19 protein-coding genes are annotated in these 20484 nt (G+C 70.3%); 10 read left to right on the top strand and 9 right to left on the bottom strand.

Annotated features, from left to right (window positions below; translation table 11 throughout):
• Positions 1-30: 30 nt before the first annotated feature.
• The 3 genes from nadE to ACFV4K_RS17210 all read left to right on the top strand — a co-directional run bounded on the left by nadE (position 31) and on the right by ACFV4K_RS17210 (position 1564).
• The gene (nadE, locus tag ACFV4K_RS17220) at positions 31-867 is read left to right on the top strand and encodes an ammonia-dependent NAD(+) synthetase (protein ID WP_379275854.1); all 837 of its coding nucleotides are present in this window, start codon (positions 31-33) and stop codon (positions 865-867) included.
• A gap of 68 nt (positions 868-935) precedes the next feature.
• Positions 936-1154: a type II toxin-antitoxin system VapB family antitoxin gene (locus ACFV4K_RS17215; protein WP_357279493.1), complete on the top strand. Its 219-nt coding sequence runs from the start codon at positions 936-938 to the stop codon at positions 1152-1154.
• Positions 1145-1564, top strand: a complete 420-nt coding sequence (locus ACFV4K_RS17210) for a PIN domain nuclease (protein WP_379275852.1) — start codon at positions 1145-1147, stop codon at positions 1562-1564. The genes ACFV4K_RS17215 and ACFV4K_RS17210 overlap by 10 nt, the downstream gene beginning before the upstream one ends.
• Positions 1565-1585: 21 nt before the next feature.
• On the opposite strand, the gene ACFV4K_RS17205 is transcribed toward ACFV4K_RS17210, so the two are convergent.
• From ACFV4K_RS17205 to moaA, 3 genes are all read right to left on the bottom strand, one after another.
• A complete protein-coding gene (locus ACFV4K_RS17205; RefSeq protein WP_379275850.1) occupies positions 1586-2008 on the bottom strand; it encodes a DUF1003 domain-containing protein in 423 nt (140 codons plus the stop codon).
• A gap of 98 nt (positions 2009-2106) precedes the next feature.
• Positions 2107-2349 carry a MoaD/ThiS family protein gene (locus ACFV4K_RS17200; protein ID WP_379275848.1) on the bottom strand — a complete coding sequence of 81 codons (243 nt, stop codon included), beginning with the start codon at positions 2347-2349 and terminating at the stop codon, positions 2107-2109.
• On the bottom strand, positions 2342-3400 hold the full coding sequence (moaA, locus tag ACFV4K_RS17195) for a GTP 3',8-cyclase MoaA (protein ID WP_379275846.1): 1059 nt from the start codon (positions 3398-3400) through the stop codon (positions 2342-2344). The genes ACFV4K_RS17200 and moaA overlap by 8 nt, the downstream gene beginning before the upstream one ends.
• A 107-nt stretch (positions 3401-3507) precedes the next feature.
• Between moaA and glp the strand changes: the two genes are divergently transcribed.
• From glp to ACFV4K_RS17180, 3 genes are read left to right on the top strand one after another with little or no spacing between them, the layout of a single operon-like run.
• Positions 3508-4713, top strand: a complete 1206-nt coding sequence (glp, locus tag ACFV4K_RS17190; RefSeq protein WP_379275845.1) for a gephyrin-like molybdotransferase Glp — start codon at positions 3508-3510, stop codon at positions 4711-4713.
• A gap of 33 nt (positions 4714-4746) precedes the next feature.
• The gene (gene moaCB, locus ACFV4K_RS17185) at positions 4747-5775 is read left to right on the top strand and encodes a bifunctional molybdenum cofactor biosynthesis protein MoaC/MoaB (protein WP_379275843.1); all 1029 of its coding nucleotides are present in this window, start codon (positions 4747-4749) and stop codon (positions 5773-5775) included.
• Entirely contained in the window at positions 5768-6187 is a 420-nt protein-coding gene (locus ACFV4K_RS17180) for a molybdenum cofactor biosynthesis protein MoaE (protein ID WP_379101454.1), read from the top strand. Before moaCB ends, ACFV4K_RS17180 begins: the two co-directional genes overlap by 8 nt.
• Here ACFV4K_RS17180 and ACFV4K_RS17175 read toward each other — a convergent pair.
• Entirely contained in the window at positions 6184-7560 is a 1377-nt protein-coding gene (locus ACFV4K_RS17175) for a uracil-xanthine permease family protein (protein ID WP_379275841.1), read from the bottom strand. The genes ACFV4K_RS17180 and ACFV4K_RS17175 overlap by 4 nt on opposite strands.
• Before the next feature lie 187 nt (positions 7561-7747).
• Between ACFV4K_RS17175 and pucL the strand changes: the two genes are divergently transcribed.
• On the top strand, positions 7748-8668 hold the full coding sequence (pucL, locus tag ACFV4K_RS17170) for a factor-independent urate hydroxylase (protein WP_379275840.1): 921 nt from the start codon (positions 7748-7750) through the stop codon (positions 8666-8668).
• Here pucL and ACFV4K_RS17165 read toward each other — a convergent pair.
• On the bottom strand, positions 8650-10353 hold the full coding sequence (locus ACFV4K_RS17165) for a PucR family transcriptional regulator (protein WP_379275838.1): 1704 nt from the start codon (positions 10351-10353) through the stop codon (positions 8650-8652). The two genes, pucL and ACFV4K_RS17165, sit on opposite strands and share 19 nt — an antisense overlap.
• 98 nt (positions 10354-10451) lie before the next feature.
• On the opposite strand from ACFV4K_RS17165, the gene ACFV4K_RS17160 reads away from it, so the two are divergent.
• The 3 genes from ACFV4K_RS17160 to ACFV4K_RS17150 all read left to right on the top strand — a co-directional run bounded on the left by ACFV4K_RS17160 (position 10452) and on the right by ACFV4K_RS17150 (position 16066).
• Positions 10452-11555 (top strand): CobW family GTP-binding protein, encoded by a 1104-nt coding sequence (locus ACFV4K_RS17160; protein ID WP_379275836.1) that lies wholly within the window; start codon positions 10452-10454, stop codon positions 11553-11555.
• A 604-nt stretch (positions 11556-12159) separates the two neighbouring features.
• A complete protein-coding gene (locus ACFV4K_RS17155) occupies positions 12160-12723 on the top strand; it encodes a putative glycolipid-binding domain-containing protein (RefSeq protein WP_379275835.1) in 564 nt (187 codons plus the stop codon).
• A gap of 82 nt (positions 12724-12805) precedes the next feature.
• Entirely contained in the window at positions 12806-16066 is a 3261-nt protein-coding gene (locus ACFV4K_RS17150) for a carboxyl transferase domain-containing protein (protein ID WP_379275833.1), read from the top strand.
• Positions 16067-16076: 10 nt separating this feature from the next.
• Here the strand turns inward: ACFV4K_RS17150 and ACFV4K_RS17145 are convergent, their stop codons facing one another.
• The 4 genes from ACFV4K_RS17145 to cysT form a co-directional block, all read right to left on the bottom strand.
• Positions 16077-17651: a flavin-containing monooxygenase gene (locus tag ACFV4K_RS17145; protein WP_379275831.1), complete on the bottom strand. Its 1575-nt coding sequence runs from the start codon at positions 17649-17651 to the stop codon at positions 16077-16079.
• A 153-nt stretch (positions 17652-17804) separates the two neighbouring features.
• A complete protein-coding gene (locus ACFV4K_RS17140; protein WP_379275829.1) occupies positions 17805-18800 on the bottom strand; it encodes a sulfate/molybdate ABC transporter ATP-binding protein in 996 nt (331 codons plus the stop codon).
• Positions 18797-19606, bottom strand: a complete 810-nt coding sequence (gene cysW, locus ACFV4K_RS17135; RefSeq protein ID WP_379275828.1) for a sulfate ABC transporter permease subunit CysW — start codon at positions 19604-19606, stop codon at positions 18797-18799. The genes ACFV4K_RS17140 and cysW overlap by 4 nt, the downstream gene beginning before the upstream one ends.
• A complete protein-coding gene (gene cysT, locus ACFV4K_RS17130) occupies positions 19607-20398 on the bottom strand; it encodes a sulfate ABC transporter permease subunit CysT (RefSeq protein WP_379275872.1) in 792 nt (263 codons plus the stop codon).
• Positions 20399-20484 lie beyond the last annotated feature (86 nt).

Genomic DNA, 20484 nt, shown 5'->3' with positions numbered 1-20484 from the left:
GGCGGCGGGCCCGTTCAGTAGAGTGTGCCCATGGGGAACCTGCGCGCACAGATCATCGCCGAATTGGGCGTCCTGCCGTCGATCGAACCGAAAACCGAAGTGCGGCGACGCATCGACTTCCTCAAGGAGTACCTGGGTTCCACGCCCGCGACCGGCTTCGTGCTCGGCATCAGCGGCGGCCAGGACTCCTCCCTCGCCGGACGGCTGTGCCAGCTCGCCGTCGAGGAGCTGCGCGCCGAGGGCCGCGAGGCCACCTTCGTGGCGGCGCGCCTGCCCTACGGCATTCAGGCCGATGAGCACGACGCGCAGATCGCCCTGTCCTTCATCCAGCCGGACCGCTCGGTCATGGTGAACGTCAAGCCCAGCGCCGACGCCGCAGCCGGCGAGGCCGCGACCGGCATCGTGGAACTGCACGAGGAGCCCCGCCTGCGGGACTTCGTGCGCGGCAACATCAAAGCCCGCGAGCGCATGCTGCTCCAGTACGCCATCGCCGGCCAGCTCAACCTGCTGGTCGTCGGCACCGATCACGCCGCCGAGGCGGTCACCGGCTTCTTCACCAAGTTCGGTGACGGCGGCGTCGACCTCACCCCGCTGACCGGTCTCACCAAGCGCCAGGGCGCGGCCCTGCTCCAGGAACTCGGCGCCCCGCCCAGCGTCTGGCAGAAGGTCCCCACCGCCGACCTCGAGGACGACCGCCCGGCCCTGCCGGACGAGGAAGCCCTGGGCCTGAAGTACTCCCAGATCGACGACTACCTCGAGGGCAAGGACGTCGACCCCGAGGTCTCGGAGAAGCTGGAGCGGATCTTCCTCAACACCCGCCACAAGCGGGCGGTCCCGGTGACCCCGCTCGATACTTGGTGGCGCTGAACCGAGGCATATAAGCCACCGCATCCGTATGCTTGAGAGCATCCCGTTCAGGCATACAGGAGGCGGCCATGTCACGCACGATGATCGACATCGACGATGAGGCCCTGGCGGAAGTCAGCGGCCTCCTAGGCACCACCACCAAGAAGGACACGGTGAATGCCGCCCTACGTCAGGTCATCGCCTGCCACCGCCGTTCGGCCGCGCTGGAACGGATGCAGGCCCGATCGAGGGCCGGCGCCTACGACGATGTGATCGACCCGGGCCGAAGGGACGAGGCGTGGCGATAGTTCGGTATCTGATCGACACGAGCGCTCTGGCCCGGATGGGGCATCCGGATGTCTCGGCCGTCTGGGCCAGCACGCTGCAAGCCGGACTGGTCCACATCTGCGCGGCCACGGAGACCGAATTCCTATACTCCGCAAGGTCATTGAGCGACTTCGAACAGGACCGCGACGACCTCGCCGCGATCTATCCCTGGCAGCCGATGCCCGATCGAGTCTGGACCCGGGTACGCGAGGTGCAGTACGAACTGGCCAAGCGGGGCTGCCTTCGAAGCGCCGGTATCGCCGACCTCCTGGTGGCGGCCACCGCCGAACTGGCCGAGCTGACCGTCCTGCACTACGACGCGGATTTCGACACGATCGCCAAGATCACCGGCCAGCCGACACGGTGGATCCTCCCTGCCGGGTCGGTCTGACAGGTCAACCAACCGCGTGTGTCAGCCCTTCTGCTGATCCGGCTCCTCGACCAGACGCCGGTGCAGCTCGGACGTCATGGCGTGAATGGCCCGGGTGAGCTCGGTATTGGTCTTGAGCTCGAGCTCCTGTTCCTGGAAGTCGTGATCGGCCTTGGCCCGCTGGAAATCGGCCTGCCGGTTCTGGCCGATCATCACGAAGGTCGACAGGAAGATCGCTTCCAGCGAGACCATCAGCGTGAGGGTCGGCCAGGGACTCTTCTCGATCAGCAGCATCCACACCGCGAAGCCGATGGCGTGGATGTAGACGAAGGTCATCGAGCCCGCGAACTTGGTGATCCAGTCCGCCACCCGCAGCTGCAGGCTGGCGGCCCGCGCCTCCTGGACCCGCGCGAACGCGGGATGCGGCTGGATCGGCGGCGGTGTCGGTTGCGGCGGGTGCGTCATTCGGATCGGTCTCCTGGCGGCGACGTGCGGGGACCGGCGAATGTTAGCGCCCGGCAGCGCAATTCGCTGCGACGCGCGGCCGGGTTCGACGCGGGGGTCTAGCCGCCGGCGAACGGGGGCAGGACGTCCACGCGGGGGGTGAGTGGGGTGGTGGCGTCGCGGGTGAGTTCGTCGCCGATGAGGTAGGCGCAGACCTTGAGCATGGGGTCGAGTTTCGGGCCGTAGGTGGCCGACAGGGTGGTGCGGAGGTCGGCGATGGTCGCGCCGGGCGGGAGGGACAGGGTTTCCTTGTCCTTGCCGACGGCGTCGGCGATCGCTGCGAAATAGCGGACCTCAACCACCGATGGCTCCCATCGTTCGGGTGGGCGGGACGAAGCCGGCGGCGTCGATGCCGTGGCCGGCGGACTTGTTCCACATGGCGCCGCGCCAGAGGGCGGCGATGTCGGGGTCGGTGGCGCCGGAGCGCAGGGCGGCGCGGATGTCGTACTCCTGGTCGCTGAACAGGCAGGAGCGGATGCGGCCGTCGGCGGTGAGGCGGGTGCGGTCGCAGTCGCCGCAGAACTTGCGGGTCACCGAGGCGATGATGCCGACCGTGGCGGGGCCGCCGTCCACCAGCCAGCGTTCGGCGGGGGCGGCGGGGTCCTCGCGGTCGGTCTCGGCCAGCGTGAACCGCTTGCCGAGGACGTCCAGGAGTTCGGCGGCGGTGATCATATTGGCGCGCGCCCACTCGTGGTCGGCGTCGAGCGGCATCTCCTCGATGAAGCGCAGCTCCGCGCCCACGTCCAGGCACCACTGCAGCAGATCGGCCGCGCCGTCGAGGGTTTCGCGCATGAGGACCGCGTTCACCTTGAGCGGGGTGAGCCCCGCGGCGATGGCGGCGCGGATCCCGGCCTGCACCGAGGCGAGGCGATCGCGGCGGGTCAGGCGGTGGAAGCCGTCGCGGTCCACGGTGTCGAGAGAGATATTGATGCGCTTCAGGCCCGCGGCGGCCAGGGCCTGGGCGCGATGCTCGAGTCCGACGCCATTGCTGGTCATGGCCAGCGGCGTATCCGGCAGTGCCGCATGGCATCCCGCGATGATCTGCTCGAGGTCGCGGCGCATGAGCGGTTCGCCGCCGGTGAAGCGCACCTCGTGCACGCCGAGTTCACGGACCGCGAGGGTCACCAGGCGCACGATCTCCTCGGTGGCGAGCAGTTCGTCGGCCGGGATCGCGGGCAGGCCCTCCTCGGGCATGCAGTAGGTACAGCGCAGCGAGCACTTCTCGGTGATGGACACGCGTAGGTCCCGCGCCACCCGCCCGAAACGGTCGAGCAGGAGCGGGGTGTCCGGGCGGCCGTCGATATCGGGCCGCCCGGTTCGCACAGCGGGCATGCCCATCGCGACCACAGTCATTGGACCATTATTGCCGGGCCCGCAAGTCTTCGTAGGTTCCTACGAGCCGGGCCCGGTGATCAGCCGGTCACGAACTGGAGGATTCACCCGCGTATAGGCTCAGCGGCATGAGTTCCCGGCACGCGACCGCCCCGGCCCGACCCGTCGACGACCATCGTCGGCGCATCGAGGACGCCCTGCGGCCCCTGGCCGGTCGGAGTACGGAAACCGTCCCGATGGCCGCGGCGCTGGACCGTCGCCTGGCCGTCGACGTGTACGCGCCCCTGGACCTGCCGGTGTTCCGCAATTCCGCCATGGACGGCTACGCGGTCGCCGCCGAATCGGTGGCGATCGTCCCCGCGACCCTGCCGCTGGCGGGCGTGGTCGCCGCCGGCAACACCGAAAAGCTCACACTGGCCCCGGGCACCGCGGTGAAGGTGATGACCGGCGCGCCCGTGCCGCCCGGCGCGGACTGCGTGGTGCCGGTGGAGCACACCGAATCCGACGGCGTCACCGTGACGATCCGAACCAGCCGTGCCCCCGGCGATTTCGTGCGCGAGCCCGGCACCGACGTGCGCGCCGGACAACTGCTGGCCGCGGCGGGCACCCTGCTGCGGCCCCGGCACATCGCGGCGCTGGCCGCGGTCGGGCTGGGCGAGGTGGAGGTGACGCGGCGGGTGCGGGCGGCGGTCCTCACCACCGGCGACGAACTGCGGCCCGCCGGGGCGGCCCTGCTGCCGGGCCAGATCTTCAATTCCAACGGCATCGCGCTGGCCGCGGCGCTGTCCGACAACGGCGTCGAGGTGGTGTCGGTCGCGCACTCCACCGACGAGCACGCCGAGTTCCGGCAGCGGCTGGCCGAGGCCGTGGCCCAGGCCGATGTGGTGTTCACCTCCGGCGGCGTCTCCATGGGCGACTTCGAGGTCGTCAAGGAGGTGCTGGCGGCCCAGGGCGGCGAATTCGGCCCGGTGGCACTGCAACCCGGCGGCCCGCAGGGGTTGAGCACGGTCGACGGCGTCCCGGTGCTGAGCTTTCCGGGCAACCCGGTGAGCACCATGGTGTCGTTCGAGGTGTTCGCCCGCCCGATCCTGCGCGAACTCGCGGGCCTGCCCGCGCTGCCGATCACCGAACTTCCGCTGCTGGACGCGGTCCGCTCCCCCGCCGGGAAACGGCAGTTCCTGCGCGGCAAGCTGACCGAGAACGGGGTGACACTGGTGTCGGGGCAGGGTTCGCATCTGATCGCGGCCATGGCGCACGCCGACGTGCTGATCGACGTCCCGGCCGCCGTCACCGAGCTGCCCGCGGGCGCGATCGTCGAGGTCCGGCCGCTGTGAACACCCTGTCCTCGCTGTGCCAAGGTGGTGCCCATGAGTGAGTTGTCGCATGTCGACCGTGAAGGTCGCGCCCGCATGGTCGACGTGAGCGCGAAGGCCGACACCGCGCGCATCGCGGTCGCGGCGGGCGAACTGCACACCACCGCCGAGGTGATCACACTGGTCCGGGCCGACGACATGCCCAAGGCCGACGTGCTCAGCACCGCCCGCATCGCCGGGATCAACGGGGCCAAGAAGACCTCGGAACTGATCCCGCTGTGCCATCAGCTGGCGCTGTCGTCGGTGAACGTGAGCTTCGGGTTCACCGACACCACCATCACCATCGAGGCCACCGCGAAGACCAAGGGGCCCACCGGGGTCGAGATGGAAGCGCTGACCGCGGTCGCGGTCGCGGGGCTCACGCTGCACGACATGGTGAAGGCGGTGGACCCGGCGGCCACGCTCAACGGGGTGCGGCTGGTCACCAAAGAGGGTGGCAAGCACGGACATTGGGTGCGACCCGAGGCCGAGCAGCACGCCGGGCGCCATCACGAGAAGCACGCGGCGCACGAGAAGGCCGCCGCCGCAACGGCTCCGCTCGCGGGTGCGGGCCGCTCGGCCGCCGTCGTGGTCGCCTCGACCGGTGTCGCCGCCGGCACCCGCACCGACACCACCGGCCCCGTACTCACCGAATGGCTGGCCGCACAGGGTTTCTCGGTGCGCGGGCCGCTGGTCTTCGCGGACTCCGACATCACGTACGGCCTCGAGGACGCCCTGTCCCGGGAACCGGACCTGATCGTCACGACCGGCGGCACGGGGGCCTCCCCCACCGACGCCACCCCGGAAGCCACCCTCGCCCTGCTGGATCGGGAGCTGCCGGGCGTCGCCGAGGCCATCCGCCAGGCCGGGACCGCGAAGTTCCCGCTCGCGGCGCTGAGCCGGGGCGTGGCCGGACTGGCCGGGCGCACCGTGATCGTCAATCTGCCCGGTTCGCCGGGCGGGGTGAAGGACGGCATCGCCGTGCTGACACCGCTGCTCGAACATCTGCTGGCCCAGGTGGCCGGAGGAGGCAACCATGAGTGAGCTGCTGGCCCGGATCAGCGATCAGGACCTGGATCCGGCCGAGGTCGAGAAGGCCGTGGACGGGCCGCACCACGGGGCGGTCGTCGTGTTCACCGGCAAGGTGCGCGATCACGATGGCGGGCAATCGGTTTCCGCGCTGGAGTATTCGGCGCACCCGCAGGCCGAGCAGTTCCTGCGCAAGGTGTGCGAGGAGGTGGCCGCGTCCTCCGGCCTGCCGGTCGCCGCGGTGCATCGGGTCGGGGACCTGACCATCGGGGATCTGGCCATCGCCGTCGCCGTCGCGGCCCCGCACCGCGCCGAAGCCTTCACCACCTGCGCCGAACTCGTGGACCGCATCAAGCACGAGGTCCCGATCTGGAAGCGTCAGATGTTCGCCGACGGGCTCTCCGAATGGGTCAACGCCTGCGGTTAGGCGACTCTCGGGCTCTCCGGGGCTTCCCCTGACACCCCTTCCACCAGCGCACCTCGCACGGCGGTCCGAGCCAGATCGCCCAGCCGCGTGTGGTTGAACAGCAGGTTCAGGGTGAAGGCGGTCGCGGCGGCCAGGCTGATGCCGCTGTTGAGCAGGATCTGGGCCGAGGACGGGAACTTCTCGAACATGCCCTTGGTCAGCACCGGCGCCAAGCCGACGCCGATCGAGACGGCGACGATGGTCAGATTCAAGCGGTCGGTGAGGTCGGCGCGGCGCAGCGTGTCCACGCCGATCACCGCGATGGTGGCGAACAGCACCAGGCCGACGCCGCCGACCACCGGCTGCGGGACGGTCGCGACCAGGGCGCCGAAGCGCGGCACCAGGCCCAGGACGATCAGGATCGCGCCGCTGACCGCCGTCACGTAGCGGCTGTACACGCGGGTGGTGGCGACCGCGCCGACATTCTGGTTGAAGACGGTGTCCACGAACGAGTTCAGGACCCCGGCCAGCACCGCGGACAGGCCGTCGCCGACCAGGCCGCGCGCCACATCGGCTCGGGTCAAGGGTTTTCCGGTGATCTCGCCGAGGGCGAGCATGCTCGCGGTGGACTCGGCGAACACGACCGCCAGCACGATGGTCATGGCCACCACCGCGGTCACCGGGAACTGCGGCGCCCCGAAGTGGAAGGGCTGGGGCGCACCCAGCCAAGCCGCACGGGACACGCCCTCCAGCTCGACCAGCCCCATCGGGATCGCGATCACGATGCCGACGATGAGGGCGATCAGCACGCCCAGCTGCGACCACACGCCCCGCCCGAGCACGGTGCACACCAGCGCGACCACCAGAACCGCTGCCGCCAAGGCGATCCGGGACGGCGCGGCGAAGCTCGCGGCCTTCGGGTCGCTGCCGACGATCAGGCCGCCCGCCACCCCGATCAGCGAGATGCCGACCACGGTCAGCACCGTGCCGCTCACCAGCGGCGGGAAGAATCGCACGATCGACGCGAACGGCCAGGCCAGGGCGATGCCGAGGAGGCCGCCCAGCAGCATGGACCCGTACAGCGCCTGCAGCCCGTAGTCCTTGGCGATCAGGATCATCGGGCTCATGGCCACGAAGGTGGCGCCCGTGACGATGGGCAGCCGCGCGCCCGCCAGCTTGCCCGGTCCGAGGCTCTGCACCACGGTGATGATGCCCGCGACCAGCAGGTCGGCGCTGATCAGCAGCGCGACGGTGGAGTGGTCGAGCTTGGCTGCCGCACCGAAAACCAAAGGCACCGTGACGCATCCGGTGTACATGATCAGCACGTGCTGCAAGCCGAACACCAGCAGGCGATGCCAGGGCAGCCGCGTGTCCACGGGATGCGGTGATGTCATGGGTGGCCCTGCCTTCCGTCGGGGTGGGTTGCTGGTCAGGCTAGGCAGATCGCCCGGTGCGAGCCTTTGTCCGATGAGCCAAACGTGGCGGTCACGATGTGCGGTGATTTGTCCGTGGAACCAGCGTGTGCGGCGGCCGTCGTCGGTCACAGTGGGGCACAGTGATCAGTGACCACGGGAGGCGACCATGAGCGAAGCCGACGGCAGGATCGTGCTCGGCCCGCACCAGTACGGGAAGGCCGAGAACCGGGTGGTGCGGATCTACCGCGACACCGAACGGCATGAGATCCGGGATCTGAACGTGTCCTCGTGCCTGCGCGGCGCGTTCGACGAGGCGCACACCGTGGGTGATCAGGGCGCGGTACTGCCGACGGACTCGCAGAAGCAGACCATCTACACCTACGCCAAGAGTCACGGCGACGGCAGCATCGAGGACTACGGGCTGGCCCTGGCCCGTCATTTCACCGGCGAGATCGGGCCGGTCACCTCGGCCCGCATCGAGATCGAAGAGTATGCGTGGCAACGGGTTCCGGTCGGCGGCAGCGGCCACGACCACACCTGGACGCGGCTCGGCCCGGAGGTGCGAACCGCCGCGATCACGGTCAGCGGCCGCGGCACGGTCCGGCGCGAATGGGTGATCGGCGGCGTCAAGGACCTGGTGATCCTGAAATCCACGGGCTCGGAGTTCGCGGGCTTCCTGACCGACCCGTTCACCGTCCTGGAACCCGCCTACGACCGCATCCTCGCCACCAGCCTCGACGCCCGCTGGCGCTTCGTCACCCCGCCCGCCGACTGGGACGCCGCCTACCACGGGATCCGCGCCGCGCTGATCGAAACCTTCGCGACCTTGCACTCGAAGGCGTTGCAGCAGACCCTGTACGAGATGGGCCGCGCCGCTCTGGAGGGCTACCCGGGCCTGGCCGAGATCCGCTTCTCCGCCCCCAACAAGCACCACTTCGCCTATGACACGGGCCGTTTCGGCGTGCCCAACAACGGTGAGGTGTTCCACGCCGACGACCGCCCGTACGGCCTGATCCAGGCCAGTGTGGTGCGCGAGGGCGCACCGGACGCGGGCAGCGCCTGGGATCCCTACACCGGCGCGGTCTGACCCGACAGCGTCCGAACCGCCAGGTACAGGTCCAGCCGGTCGTCGAGCCGCCCGAGGTCGCGCCCGGTGAGCACCTCGATCCGTCCGATCCGGTAGCGAACGGTGTTCTGGTGCACGTGCATCCGCTCCGCCGCGTGCCGCCACGAGCCGTCGGAGCCGAGGAACGCCTCCAGCGTCCCCAGCAGGCCGGCCCCGTGCATCCGGTCATATTCCAGCACCGGACCCAGCACCCGTTCCGCGAATCGTCGTTGCAGGCCGCCCGGGACCGCGGTGAGCAGGCCGACGGCCGAATCGATGTCGGCGACACGAATATTGACCGGACCGGCATCTTCACGCGCCGCGGTGGAGGCGGCCGAGGCCGCACCGATCGTCCCCGCGAGGGGCTCCTCCCGGTGGCGGCCGCTCACCCCGACCGCGAGCCGGATTCCATTGAGCGCCGGTGCGATCCGACCCAGTCGGCGACTCATGACACCGGCGGTCCCATCCTGTGTTCCAGCTGTCACCCCGACCAGCCTGCCCTCGCTGTCGATCGCGGTGACGATATCCGGCAGGGCGTCGTGCAGGGCGGCGCGTACAGACCCCAGCGCGGTAGCGACGTCGGGCAGACCCGGAACACCCGGTGGGGTCTCGGCATTCGGAGCGGGCGCCGGGGCGGCCATTGCGCGCAGGCCGGACCCCCCTGAGGTTCGCCCCTCCGCGCCGGAGCGGGCGCTGCCCGTGGCGAGTCCGACGGGGCCGCGTGTGCCCGTCGGATCGATCCCGCCCGGGACACGATCGGGCAGCGCACGGCGTGCTGGGGAACGCGCCGTCGGCTGGGTGCCGGTGGGGGCGGCATGGACCTCGCAGACGATCGCCGCCTCCGGCAGTCCGGATCGCTCGGCGAACGGCGCCGGGAAGCGGTCGGCCAGTTCCCAATCCAGGTGCTGCCGGTCGGCGCGGCGCTGCCGGTACAGTTCCGCGACGGCGGCGAGGTCCGCGCCGAAGGGGTCGAGGTCCGGATCGGAGGGGCGGATCACCAGGTACCAGGCGGTGATTCGATCGCCCGCGCCCACCTGGACCACGCGCATGGCTCCGGCGGTGACGGCGGGCAGGCGGGGCGCGGTCAGCGCGGTGGCCAGGATCCGGTCGATCTCGGGTTCGGACAGGTCCGCCGTCCCCGCGACGACGGTTCCGGTCGAGGTCAGCAGCCACGCCGAAACCTGCTGTTCGGCCGAGAAATCGGCTATCAGGGTTTCGATCTCGGCTCCGGCGGCGACGGCGGAGAGCAGGCGGCGCTGCCGGTCGGCCCGGGCTTGGACCCGGCGCCAGCGCACGTCGGCGGCCTGCTCGGCCAGGTATTCGATGATCCGGCTGAACGGCACGCTCTGCGGCGCGGACAGCAGCGGGAGTCCGTGGGCGCGGCAGGCCGCCACCACGTCGTCGGGGACGTGCCCGTGCAGGGCCTGCCCGGCCACCACTCCGGCCGCGCCGGATCCGGCCAGCAGGTGCACGTAGCGGTCGGAGTCGGCGGCCTGTTGCCGCCACACCAGGCCGGTGCAGACCAGCGCGCCCGGGGTGACGAAGGGCCGGGGGTCTGGCATGTCGGTGGCGCAGACGCGGGCGACCGGGCGGTCCAGGTCGGCCGGGTTCCCGTGCAGCAGCCGCATACGCAGTTGCGGCGCATCGAGGATGTCGCGTACTCGCACGGCGCACCTCCCGTGGTCGGTCCGAATTGTCCGTCACGGTAGAAGCCGGTTGTTGCCACCCCGTTTCCGGAGAATCACACCTCGGTAGGGTGGTCGCCGTGAGTCGGCGTATTCCAGTCCTGATCGTGGCCGGGTTCCTCGGTGCCGGCAAGACGACGCTGCTCAACCGGCTGTTGCGGACCCGCAACGCGCGGATCGGGGTGGTGGTCAACGACTTCGGCGCGGTGAACATCGACGCCATGCTGGTGGCCGGGCAGGTCGACGCCATGGTGTCGCTGGGCAACGGGTGCGTGTGCTGCGCGGTCGACGTCAGCGAACTGGACGAGCTGTTCGACCGGCTGGCGCATCCCAAGCAGAAGATCGACGTCATCGTGGTGGAGGCCAGCGGGCTGGCCGAACCGCGCAACCTGATCCGCATGGTCGTGAACAGCGACAATCCGCGGATCCGCTACGGCGGGCTGGTCGAGGTCGTCGACGCCGAGCACTTCCCCGCCAGCCGCGACCAGCATCCCGAACTCACCACGCACCTGCGGATGGCGGATCTGGTGGTGCTGAACAAGTCCGACCGGGTCGAGGCGGCCGCGCTGGAGCGACTGCGCGCCGAGATCACCGAGGTGGTCGGGCAGGTGCCGGTGTATCCGACCAGCCGCGGGCGCATCGACCCCGGCCTGCTGTTCGACCTGCCCACCCACGCGCCCCGCGCCCCACGCGTCGGCGAACAGCTCAGCTTCGACGAACTCCTGCACGGCGACGACACGCCCGGCGCGGACGATCCGGGTCACGGCGACCACTGCCACGACGGCTGCTCGCACGACCACCGGCATCTGCACGACGGCTACGACAGCGTCTCCTTCACCTCCGACACCGACCTCAACCCGCGCGAACTCATTGCGCTGCTGGAGGATCCGCCGTCAGGACTGTTCCGCGCCAAGGGCGTGCTCGCGTTCGCCGTCCCCGACGATCCGCGAAAGTTCGTGCTGCACATGGTCGGCCGCCACATCACCCTCGAGCCCACCGCCTGGGCCCGCCACGAGCCCCGGGTCAGCAATCTGGTCCTGATCGGCGCCGGCCTCGACGCCGACGCCGTCACCGACCGGCTGCGCGGCGCCGTCCACGCCGCCGCCGATCCCCTCGACGACCACGCCCTGCTCCCGGTCTGGCGCTACGTCGCCGATGACCAGGCGCTTGTCGGCGAGGGCTGATTCGGCCTCGAGTTCGGCGCGCAGCTCGGCCACCTCGGCGGCCAGCTCGTCGCGCATCGACTCACGTTCGGCCAGCGCCGCCCGCATGGTCTCGACACTGTCGTTCATGGCCGCGAGCCGCTGATCGGCGCCCCGGAGCAGCCACTCCACCACGTCCCGCCGCCCGACCGCGGCGCTCGCGGCGCGCACCCAGTCGACCGCGAACTCCACCCACTCCTGCGGCTTGGGCGCGTCCTTGGGATCGTCCCACCCCTTCCGCTGGGCCGCCTTGGTGGACAGCACCAGCTCCGCCTTCTTCCCCCGTCCCGGCGAGTTCATCTCCGCCAGGGACAGCTTGCCCGCGCTGGTCACCACCGCGGTGAACCGGTACTTGCCCGCGAGGTGCATGCGCAGTTCGGCGGTGCCGCGGCCGTCGGAGTCCATGGCCCCCAGCCACGGCCCGTCCGCCGCCTCGATGATGGCCGCCAGAATCTCCAACTGCCCGACACCGCGGCGCAACCGCGCGGCGGCGGTCCGCAACGCGCCCGGCGTGGCCGTCATCTGATCCCAATGCATGCCCCGAACATATCCCCACCGCGGGACGCCGCCGTGATTGACTGGCCGAGTGAACGAGTTCCCGGCAGTGGCCTCGTGGCGGCATCGCGGCGCGCGGACCGGATTCGAGGTCGCGTTCTTCGCCGAGGACGAACGCGGGCTGCTGATCCGCGGCACCACCACCGCCACCGAGGACGGCGCGTCCTGGATCATCGATTACGTTGTGCTGCTGGACGCCTCGTGGGTGACCCGGTCGGCCCGGATCACCGGGCGCGGCGCGCACGGCGTCCGAGTGGTGGAGCTGGAGGCAGACGGGTTCGGCCGGTGGACCGTCGACGGCACACCCGCACCGCACCTGAACGGCTGCCTGGATCTGGACCTGGAGTCCTCGGCCATGACCAATACCTTTCCGGTGCACCGGCTGCGACCGCTCGGCGACCACCCGGTCTCCGCGCCCGCGGCGTATGTCCGGGCCTCGGATCTGTCGGTGGCGCGCCTGGAGCAGACCTACTGCCGCATCGGCGCGCGGCACGTCGCCTACACCGCACCCGACCTGGACTTCGCCTGCCGGTTGACCTACGACGCGGACGGCCTGATCTCGGACTATCCGGGTATCGGGGCGCGGGTTCAGTAACCGGGCTCGGTAACTTCGCGCAGAAACAAGCGAGGAGGCTCGTTTTCGCCGCGGAGACGCGACGGTGCCCTAGCCTGGCGGCGTGCGAGTTGTGGTGGCGAATCGTGGTGAGGTCGCGGTCCGAGTGGTGCGGACGGCGCGGGAACTCGGATACCTGACGGAGGTGCTGCACACCGCCGAGGACAGCGCGAGTCTCGCGGTGCGGCTCGCCGACCGGGCGCTGGTGCTGCCGGGCACTGGCGCGGCCGGATATCTGGACATCGACTCGATGGTGCGCGCGGCCGCGGCCTGCGGGCCCGGCGCGCTGGTCCACCCCGGATACGGCTTCCTCAGCGAGAGCGCCGAATTCGCGACCGCCTGCGCCGCCACCGACCTCACCTTCGTCGGCCCTTCCCCCGAGGTGCTGCGAATCTTCGGGGACAAGGTCGCCGCCCGCGCGGCCGCCGAACGCGCCGGACTGACCGTGCTCCCCGCCACCCGCGCGGGAGCCGACTCCGCCGAGATCGCCGCCCTGCTGGCCGACCACCCCGACGGCATCATGGTGAAGGCCGCGGCGGGTGGCGGCGGACGCGGCATGCGCCCCGTCACCGACCCGTCCCGCATGGCCGAGACCATCGACCGCTGCCGGGCCGAGGCGCTCGCCGGATTCGGCGACGACCGGGTGTACGCCGAGGCGCTGGTCACCCACGCCCGCCACCTCGAGGTACAGGTGGTCGCGGACGGGATCGCGGCAACCACACTGGGCGACCGCGATTGCAGCGTCCAGCGGCACCGCCAGAAGCTGATCGAGATCGCGCCCGCCCCGGAGCTGCCCGCGGCGCTGCGCGATCGGCTGCACCGGGACGCGATCCGCATCGCCGAGGCGGTGGGGTGCCGTGGCGTCATCACCGTCGAATTCCTGGTCGAGCCCAGGTCCAGCGAGGGCGACGCGAAAGTGTGGTTCCTCGAGGTGAATCCGCGCCTCCAGGTCGAGCACACCGTGACCGAGGCGGTCACCGGTGTGGATCTGGTCGCCCTGCAACTGGATCTGGCGCAGGGCCGGACCCTGGCCGAACTCGAGCTGCCCAAGAACGATCCCCGCGGCTACGCCGTACAGGCGCGCGTCAACGCCGAACTGCTCGCGGCGGACGGATCGGTGCTGCCCAGCACCGGCGTGATCAGCCGCTTCGACGCCCCGACGGGCCTCGGCGTCCGCGTGGACACCGCCGCCCAGGTCGGGATGCGCCAAGGCGTGCGCTTCGACTCACTCCTCGCGAAGATCATCACCCACGCCCCGACCCACCCGGCCGCCCTGCGCCGCTGTGCGGACGCACTCGCGGAGACCGTGATCGGCGGCGTCGACACCAACCTCCACCTGCTGCGGGCCGTGCTCGCCGAGTTGCACGACCTGAGCGCACCGATCGACGCGGACAGCGGCGGGGGTGTCACCACGGAGTGGTTCGAGCGGAGGCTCGACGACTTGCGCTCGCGCGCCGAGACTTTCGAGGATGCGATCACCGCTGGATCGATGGACGCTGCCGGAAACGGCGCGGCGCACGGCTCGGCTGATCGCGCTGCCGCGGCCGGGTTCGAGCCGGCCGACGGCGAGCAGGCGTTGCGGTCGCCGATGGGAGCGACCGTGGTGTCGCTGGCCGAGCACGGCACGGTCCTGGCCGCCGGGGCCGAGGTCGCGGTGTTGGAGGCCATGAAGATGCAGCACGTGTTGCGGGCGACCGAGCCGCTGCGGGTGCTGCGGCATGCTGTCGCGGCCGGCGAGGTGGTGGATCCGCATGCGGTGCTGGTGACCTGGGCGGCGGCGGATCACGACGGTCCGGCCGCGGAATCGACCGTGGTGGATCTGGATTCGATCCGGGCCGACCTGGCCGAGGTGCTGGATCGCCACGAGACCACCCTGGATGCCCGGCGGGAGACCGCCGTCGCGAAGCGGCATCGGCTGGGGCGGCGCACGGCGCGGGAGAACATCACCGATCTGGTCGACGCGGACAGCTTCGTCGAGTACGGGGCGCTGGCGGTCGCCGCGCAGCGCAGTCGGCGCGGGCTCGAGGATCTGATCGCCAATACCCCGGCCGACGGCTTGATCGCGGGCGTCGCCACGATCAATGCCGACCGGTTCGGCCACGATCGCGCCCGCGCGCTGGTCATGTCCTACGACTACACGGTGCTCGCGGGCACCCAGGGCATGCGCAATCACGTGAAGACCGATCGCATGCTGGAACTGGCTCGGGAGCAACGGCTTCCGGTGGTGTTCTTCACCGAGGGCGGGGGCGGGCGGCCCGGCGACACCGACCACGGCGGCATCTCGGGGCTGGACGTCACCACGTTCCGGGCCATGGGCGCGCTGTCGGGGCAGGTGCCGCTTGTCGGCATCGTGTCGGGCCGCTGCTTCGCGGGCAATGCCGCGCTGCTGGGCATGTGCGATGTCGTGATCGCCACGCCCGACGCGAATATCGGCATGGGCGGCCCGGCCATGATCGAGGGCGGCGGGCTGGGCGTGTGCGCGCCCGAGGACATCGGGCCGGTGGAGGTGCAGCGGCGCAATGGCGTGGTGCACGTCGTAGCCGCCGACGAGGCCGAGGCGGTGGATGCCGCCCGCCGCTACCTCTCGTACTTCCAGGGCGCGGACGCGGAGTGGGAGGCCCCCGATCCACGGCCGGCCCGGCACGTGGTGCCGGAGAACCGGCTGCGCGCCTTCGATATTCGCGCCGCCATCGCCTCGGTGGTGGATGTCGGCTCGGTGCTGGAGCTGCGCCGAGACTGGGGCGTGGGCATCGTGACCGCCCTGGTCCGGGTGGAGGGCCGCCCGTTCGGGCTCATCGCCAATGACTGCCACCACCTGGGCGGGGCCATCGACGCCCCGGCCGCCGACAAGCTCTCGGCATTCCTGCGACTGTGCGGCGCGCACGGCCTGCCCATCGTCTCGCTGTGCGACACACCGGGTTTCATGGTCGGCCCCGAGGCGGAGGAGCATGCCACCGTCACCAAGTTCAGCCGCCTGTTCATCGACGCCGCCGCCCTGGACGTGCCGTTCGGCACCGTGATCCTGCGCAAGGGTTACGGGCTGGGCGCGCAGGCCATGGCGGCGGGCTCGTTCCGCGCGCCGCGCTTCGTGATCGCCTGGCCCACCGGCGAGATCGGCGGCATGGGTCTGGAGGGCGCGGTCCGGCTGGGCTTCGCCAAGGAACTGGCCGCCATCGAGGACCCGGACCAGCGGCAGGCCGCGTTCGAGGCCCTGGTCAATGCCGCCTACGACGCGGGCAAGGCCCTCACCGCCGCAACGGTTCTCGAACTCGACGATGTCATCGACCCCGCCGACACCCGGCGGTGGTTGCGGACCTTGCGCTGAGCACCGGCGCTTACGCGGCTCCCCCGCGCCGGCGCCGCAGGCAGGCGTACCCGACCGAGAGCGCGGCGATGCCGCCGAGCGACTGGCCCGCACTCACATAACGCGGACGGCGGAGCCGGAACCTGGTGCGCCGCGCCTCACGCGCCCGCAGGCGTTCCTCGGTGAGGTCGGCGTAGCGGCCCGGCAGGAAGGTGTCGAAGTACTCGGACACGAAATTGTCGGTGCGCCGCACGGGCAATCGCATATCGCCCATCAGATCGTCGATGTGGTGGGAGAGGTAGGGCCCGACGTAATAGCCTTCCGGCCGCGCGGGCATGACCTCGGCCAGCCAGGCGCCGACCCGGTCGATCTCGCGGTGCATCTCGGCGGCGCACGGCAGCTCCAGCTCGCCGAGGAAATGCTGGGACAGCCAGTGCGCGGAGACCTCCGCGGTGAGCTGGCAGGCGGTGGAGGACCCGTACCCGATGAACCCGAGGCGCGGATGCTCCGGCGGCAGGATGTGCCGATACAGCAGGAATCGACCGTCGGAGAGGACGTCGGTGCGTAGCTCGCGGTCCAGGAACGGCAGCGACTGCCGCCAGCCGGTGGCGAACACCACCAGGTCCGCGGCCAGCCGCTCCCCGGTGTCGAGCGTGAGTTCGGCCGCGCCGGTACAACGCGCGATGTGGCCGCGCCGCAATCGGATCCGGCCCCGCCGGGCCTCCCGGTAGAACTCCTCGCTGACGCCGCCGTGTTCGATGCCGCCGGGCAGCGGCGGCTCGGGCACCATGATCCGCGGCATCCGCAGCGAGAGTCGCATCAGCAGTTTGAGGTACCGCCAGACCAGCTCGGTCAGCGGTCTGCCCGGGCCGTGCAGCAACCCCTCCACCCGGTTGAGCCGGTGGTAGCGGAAGAACGACTCGGAGAATCGATTGAGGTACAGCTGGTCCGAGGGCTGTCCGCCGATGAACCGCGGCAGCATCGGATAGGGCTTGCCGAACACCAGGGTGCAGTCGCGGGCTCGTTCGGCGGCCCAGGCGGCGCAGTCGAGCGCGGATTTGCCCGCGCCCACGACCATCACGCGCCGGCCCGCGAAGGCGGCGGGTTCCAGGGCCTGGCTGGAGTGGGCGATCACACCGCGAAAGAGGTTGCTGTCCTGAATATCTGGAATGTTCGGTTCGGAGAAGGTTCCGGCGCACACCACCACGAAATCGAACGCCAGCGTCTCGACCCCGTCGGGCCCGACCACCTCGACCTCGAATCCCTTGCCCGCCTCGGATACCCGGATGACTTCCGTGCCCAGGCGTAGGTAGCGGTACAGGCCGAAGCGTTCCACGTACGAGGCCAGGTAGTCGCGCACCTGCCCGGCGGTGGGGAATACATCGGCCGATTCCGGGTAGGGATGATCGGAGTACGCGTAGGTGGCCCGGGAGTTGTTGGTACGCAACCCCGGATAGGTGCGCGACTCGATCCACACCCCGCCCACGGCGGTCTCCTTGTCGAAGACGACGACCTCGAAGCCGTCGTCGCGCAACACCTTCGCCGTCACCAAGCCCGCGATACCGGCCCCGATGACCCCGACCCGTACGCCACCCGCACTCGTCACGTCCGCTTATCCCCTCTGGAACGAACAGGCACAGCCGCGCCACAGGCTACGGCAGCCTGCGGCGCGGCGGACCCTCGTCAGAGCGACTCGCCATGTTCTTGACGAGTTGGGCGTGTCGCGACTTCTCGCCGAAATCGCTTATACCGGACGACCTTACGAGACCGGGAGCTCCGGGATCCGGGTGGCGCGGGCGTACACGGTCTCGCCCTCGGCCAGGTGCAGCGCCTCCGCGTCACCACGGGTGACCTGCGCGGTGAACAAGTCACCGGTGGCCGCGTTGCGCAGCTCCACACGCACCTCGAAGCCCAGCCGGACCACACGCTCCACCGTCGCGCGGGTGACGCCGGAGGAATCCGCGGTGCCCTCGTGCGCGGCCAGCGCCATGCTCGGGTCCCGGCCGACGCGAATGTCGTGCGGCCGCACCATATGCCCGTTCAGCTTGGCCACCGCGCCCAGGAACGACATGACGAACTCGTTGGCGGGCCGGTCGTACACGTCCTCCGGGCTGCCGACCTGCTGGATGCGGCCCTTGTTCATGACCGCGATCCGGTCGGCCACGTCCAGGGCCTCCTCCTGGTCATGGGTGACCAGGACGGTGGTGACGTGCACCTCCTCGTGCAGCCGGCGCAGCCAGGTGCGCAGGTCCGCACGGACTTTCGCGTCGAGCGCGCCGAACGGCTCGTCCAGCAGCAGCACCTGCGGGTCCACCGCGAGCGCGCGGGCCAGGGCCATGCGCTGACGCTGACCACCGGACAGCTGCGCCGGATACCGGTGCTGGAAGCCGTCCAGGCCGACGATCTCGAGCAGTTCGTCGACCTTCTTCTTGATCTCGCCCTTGGGCCGCTTGCGGATCTTGAGCCCGAAGGCCACGTTGTCGCGCACGGTCATGTGCTTGAACGCCGCGTAATGCTGGAACACGAAGCCGATGTCGCGCTTCTGCGGCTGCACATTGGTGACGTCGCGCCCGGCGATGGTGACGATGCCGTTGTCGAGGGTCTCCAGTCCCGCGATCGAGCGCAGCAGCGTGGACTTGCCCGAACCGGACGGGCCCAGCAGCGCGGTCAGCTCACCCGAGGGAATGTCGAGGCTGACGTCGTCGAGAGCGGCGAACGTGCCGTAGCGCTTGTTCGCATTGGTCACGGTGATCATTTGGCAGTGCCCCGCTTGCGTTCTAGGAGGGTCATGAGCAGAAGGACAACGAGGGCGATGCCCATGAGCAGGGTCGCCGCGCAGTACGCGCCGAAGGTGTTGTGATCGTTCACGTAGCGCCCGTTCACCAGCAGGGTGAGGGTCTGTGACTTTCCGGGCAGACCGGTGGACACCATGATCACCGCGCCGAACTCGCCGAGCGCGCGGGCCACGGTGAGCACGATGCCGTAGGTCAGGCCCCAGCGGATCGCCGGAAGGGTGATGCGCCAGAACGTCTGCCAGCCCGACGCGCCCAGGGTGGCGGCCGCCTGCTCCTGATCGTCGCCGATCTCGTGCAGCACCGGCTCCACCTCGCGCACCACGAACGGGAGCGTCACGAAGATGGTGGCGATGACCATGCCCGGCAGATTGAAGATGATCTTCAGGCCGTGGCTGTCCAGCCCGCCGAACCAGCCGTGGGCGCCCCACAGCAGGATCAGCGAGACACCCACCACCACCGGCGACGTCGCCATCGGCAGATCCACCACACCCTGCAGCAGATTGCGGCCGGGGAATCGGCCACGCACCAGGGCGAGCGCCACGATCACACCGAAGATCACATTCACCGGCACCGTGATCGCCACGATCTGCATGGTGAGGTTGAACGCGGAGATGGCCGCGGGCGTGGAGATCGAGTCGAAGAACGCGACGATGCCGTGCTCGAAGGTGCGCATCAGGATGATGCCCAGCGGCACCAGCAGCAGCACGAAGATGTACGCCAGCGCCACCGTGCGCAACGAGATCCGCGTCCAGAAACCGAGTTTCATCTAGGACTCCTGTTCCCGGCGCGCCAGGCGCTCGGAGGTGACCCGCAGCACGAACAGCGTGGCCAGCGAGATCGCCAGCAGCACCACCGAGACCGCGGCGGCGTTCACCGGCCGATCCACCTCGATCTGCTGCTGGATGTACTGCGAGGCCATCTGGGTCTTCTTCGGAATGCCGCCGCCGATCAGCACCACCGAGCCGTACTCGCCGATCGCGCGGGCGAAGGCCAGGCCGGAACCGCTCACGATGGCCGGGGCCAGCGTCGGCAGGATGATGGTGCGGAAGGTGGTCCAGTTGTCCGCGCCCAGCGACGCGGCCGCCTGCTCCACATCCTTGTCCGCCTCGATCAGCACCGGCTGCACCGCGCGCACCACGAACGGCAGCGTCACGAAGGCCAGCGCCACCACCAGACCGGGCTGGGTGGCATTGAGGTGGATGTCGAACGGCGACTGCGGGCCGTACAGGGCCAGCAGCACGATGCTGGCCACGATGGTCGGCAGTGCGAACGGCAGGTCGATGAGGGCGTTCACGAACCCCTTGCCCGGGAATTCGTCGCGCACCAGCACCCAGGCGATCAGGGTGCCCATCACCACGTTGATCAACGTGACGATGACGGACACCAGGACCGTCACCTTCAGCGCGTCCAGGGCCGCGGGCGCGGTCACCGCGTCCCAGAAACCGGACCAGCCGTTCTCCAGGGACTTGGCGGTCAGCGCCGCCAGCGGCAGCAGCACGATGATGCTGAGCCACAGCACCGAGGTGCCGATGCCGAGCGGGCCCACCGACCCGGTCACCCGGAACCAGGACCGGAACCGGCCCCTACCCGCCGTCGGGCGGGGTTTGTCGTCTACCGAAACGCCGGGACCGCTCGCGGTCCCGG

It is taken from the genome of Nocardia sp. NPDC059764 (assembly GCF_042732555.1).
GTDB lineage: Bacteria > Actinomycetota > Actinomycetes > Mycobacteriales > Mycobacteriaceae > Nocardia.
The sequence above is the reverse complement of the archived record's forward strand: the minus strand, read 5'-3'. Positions and strand labels throughout refer to the sequence as shown.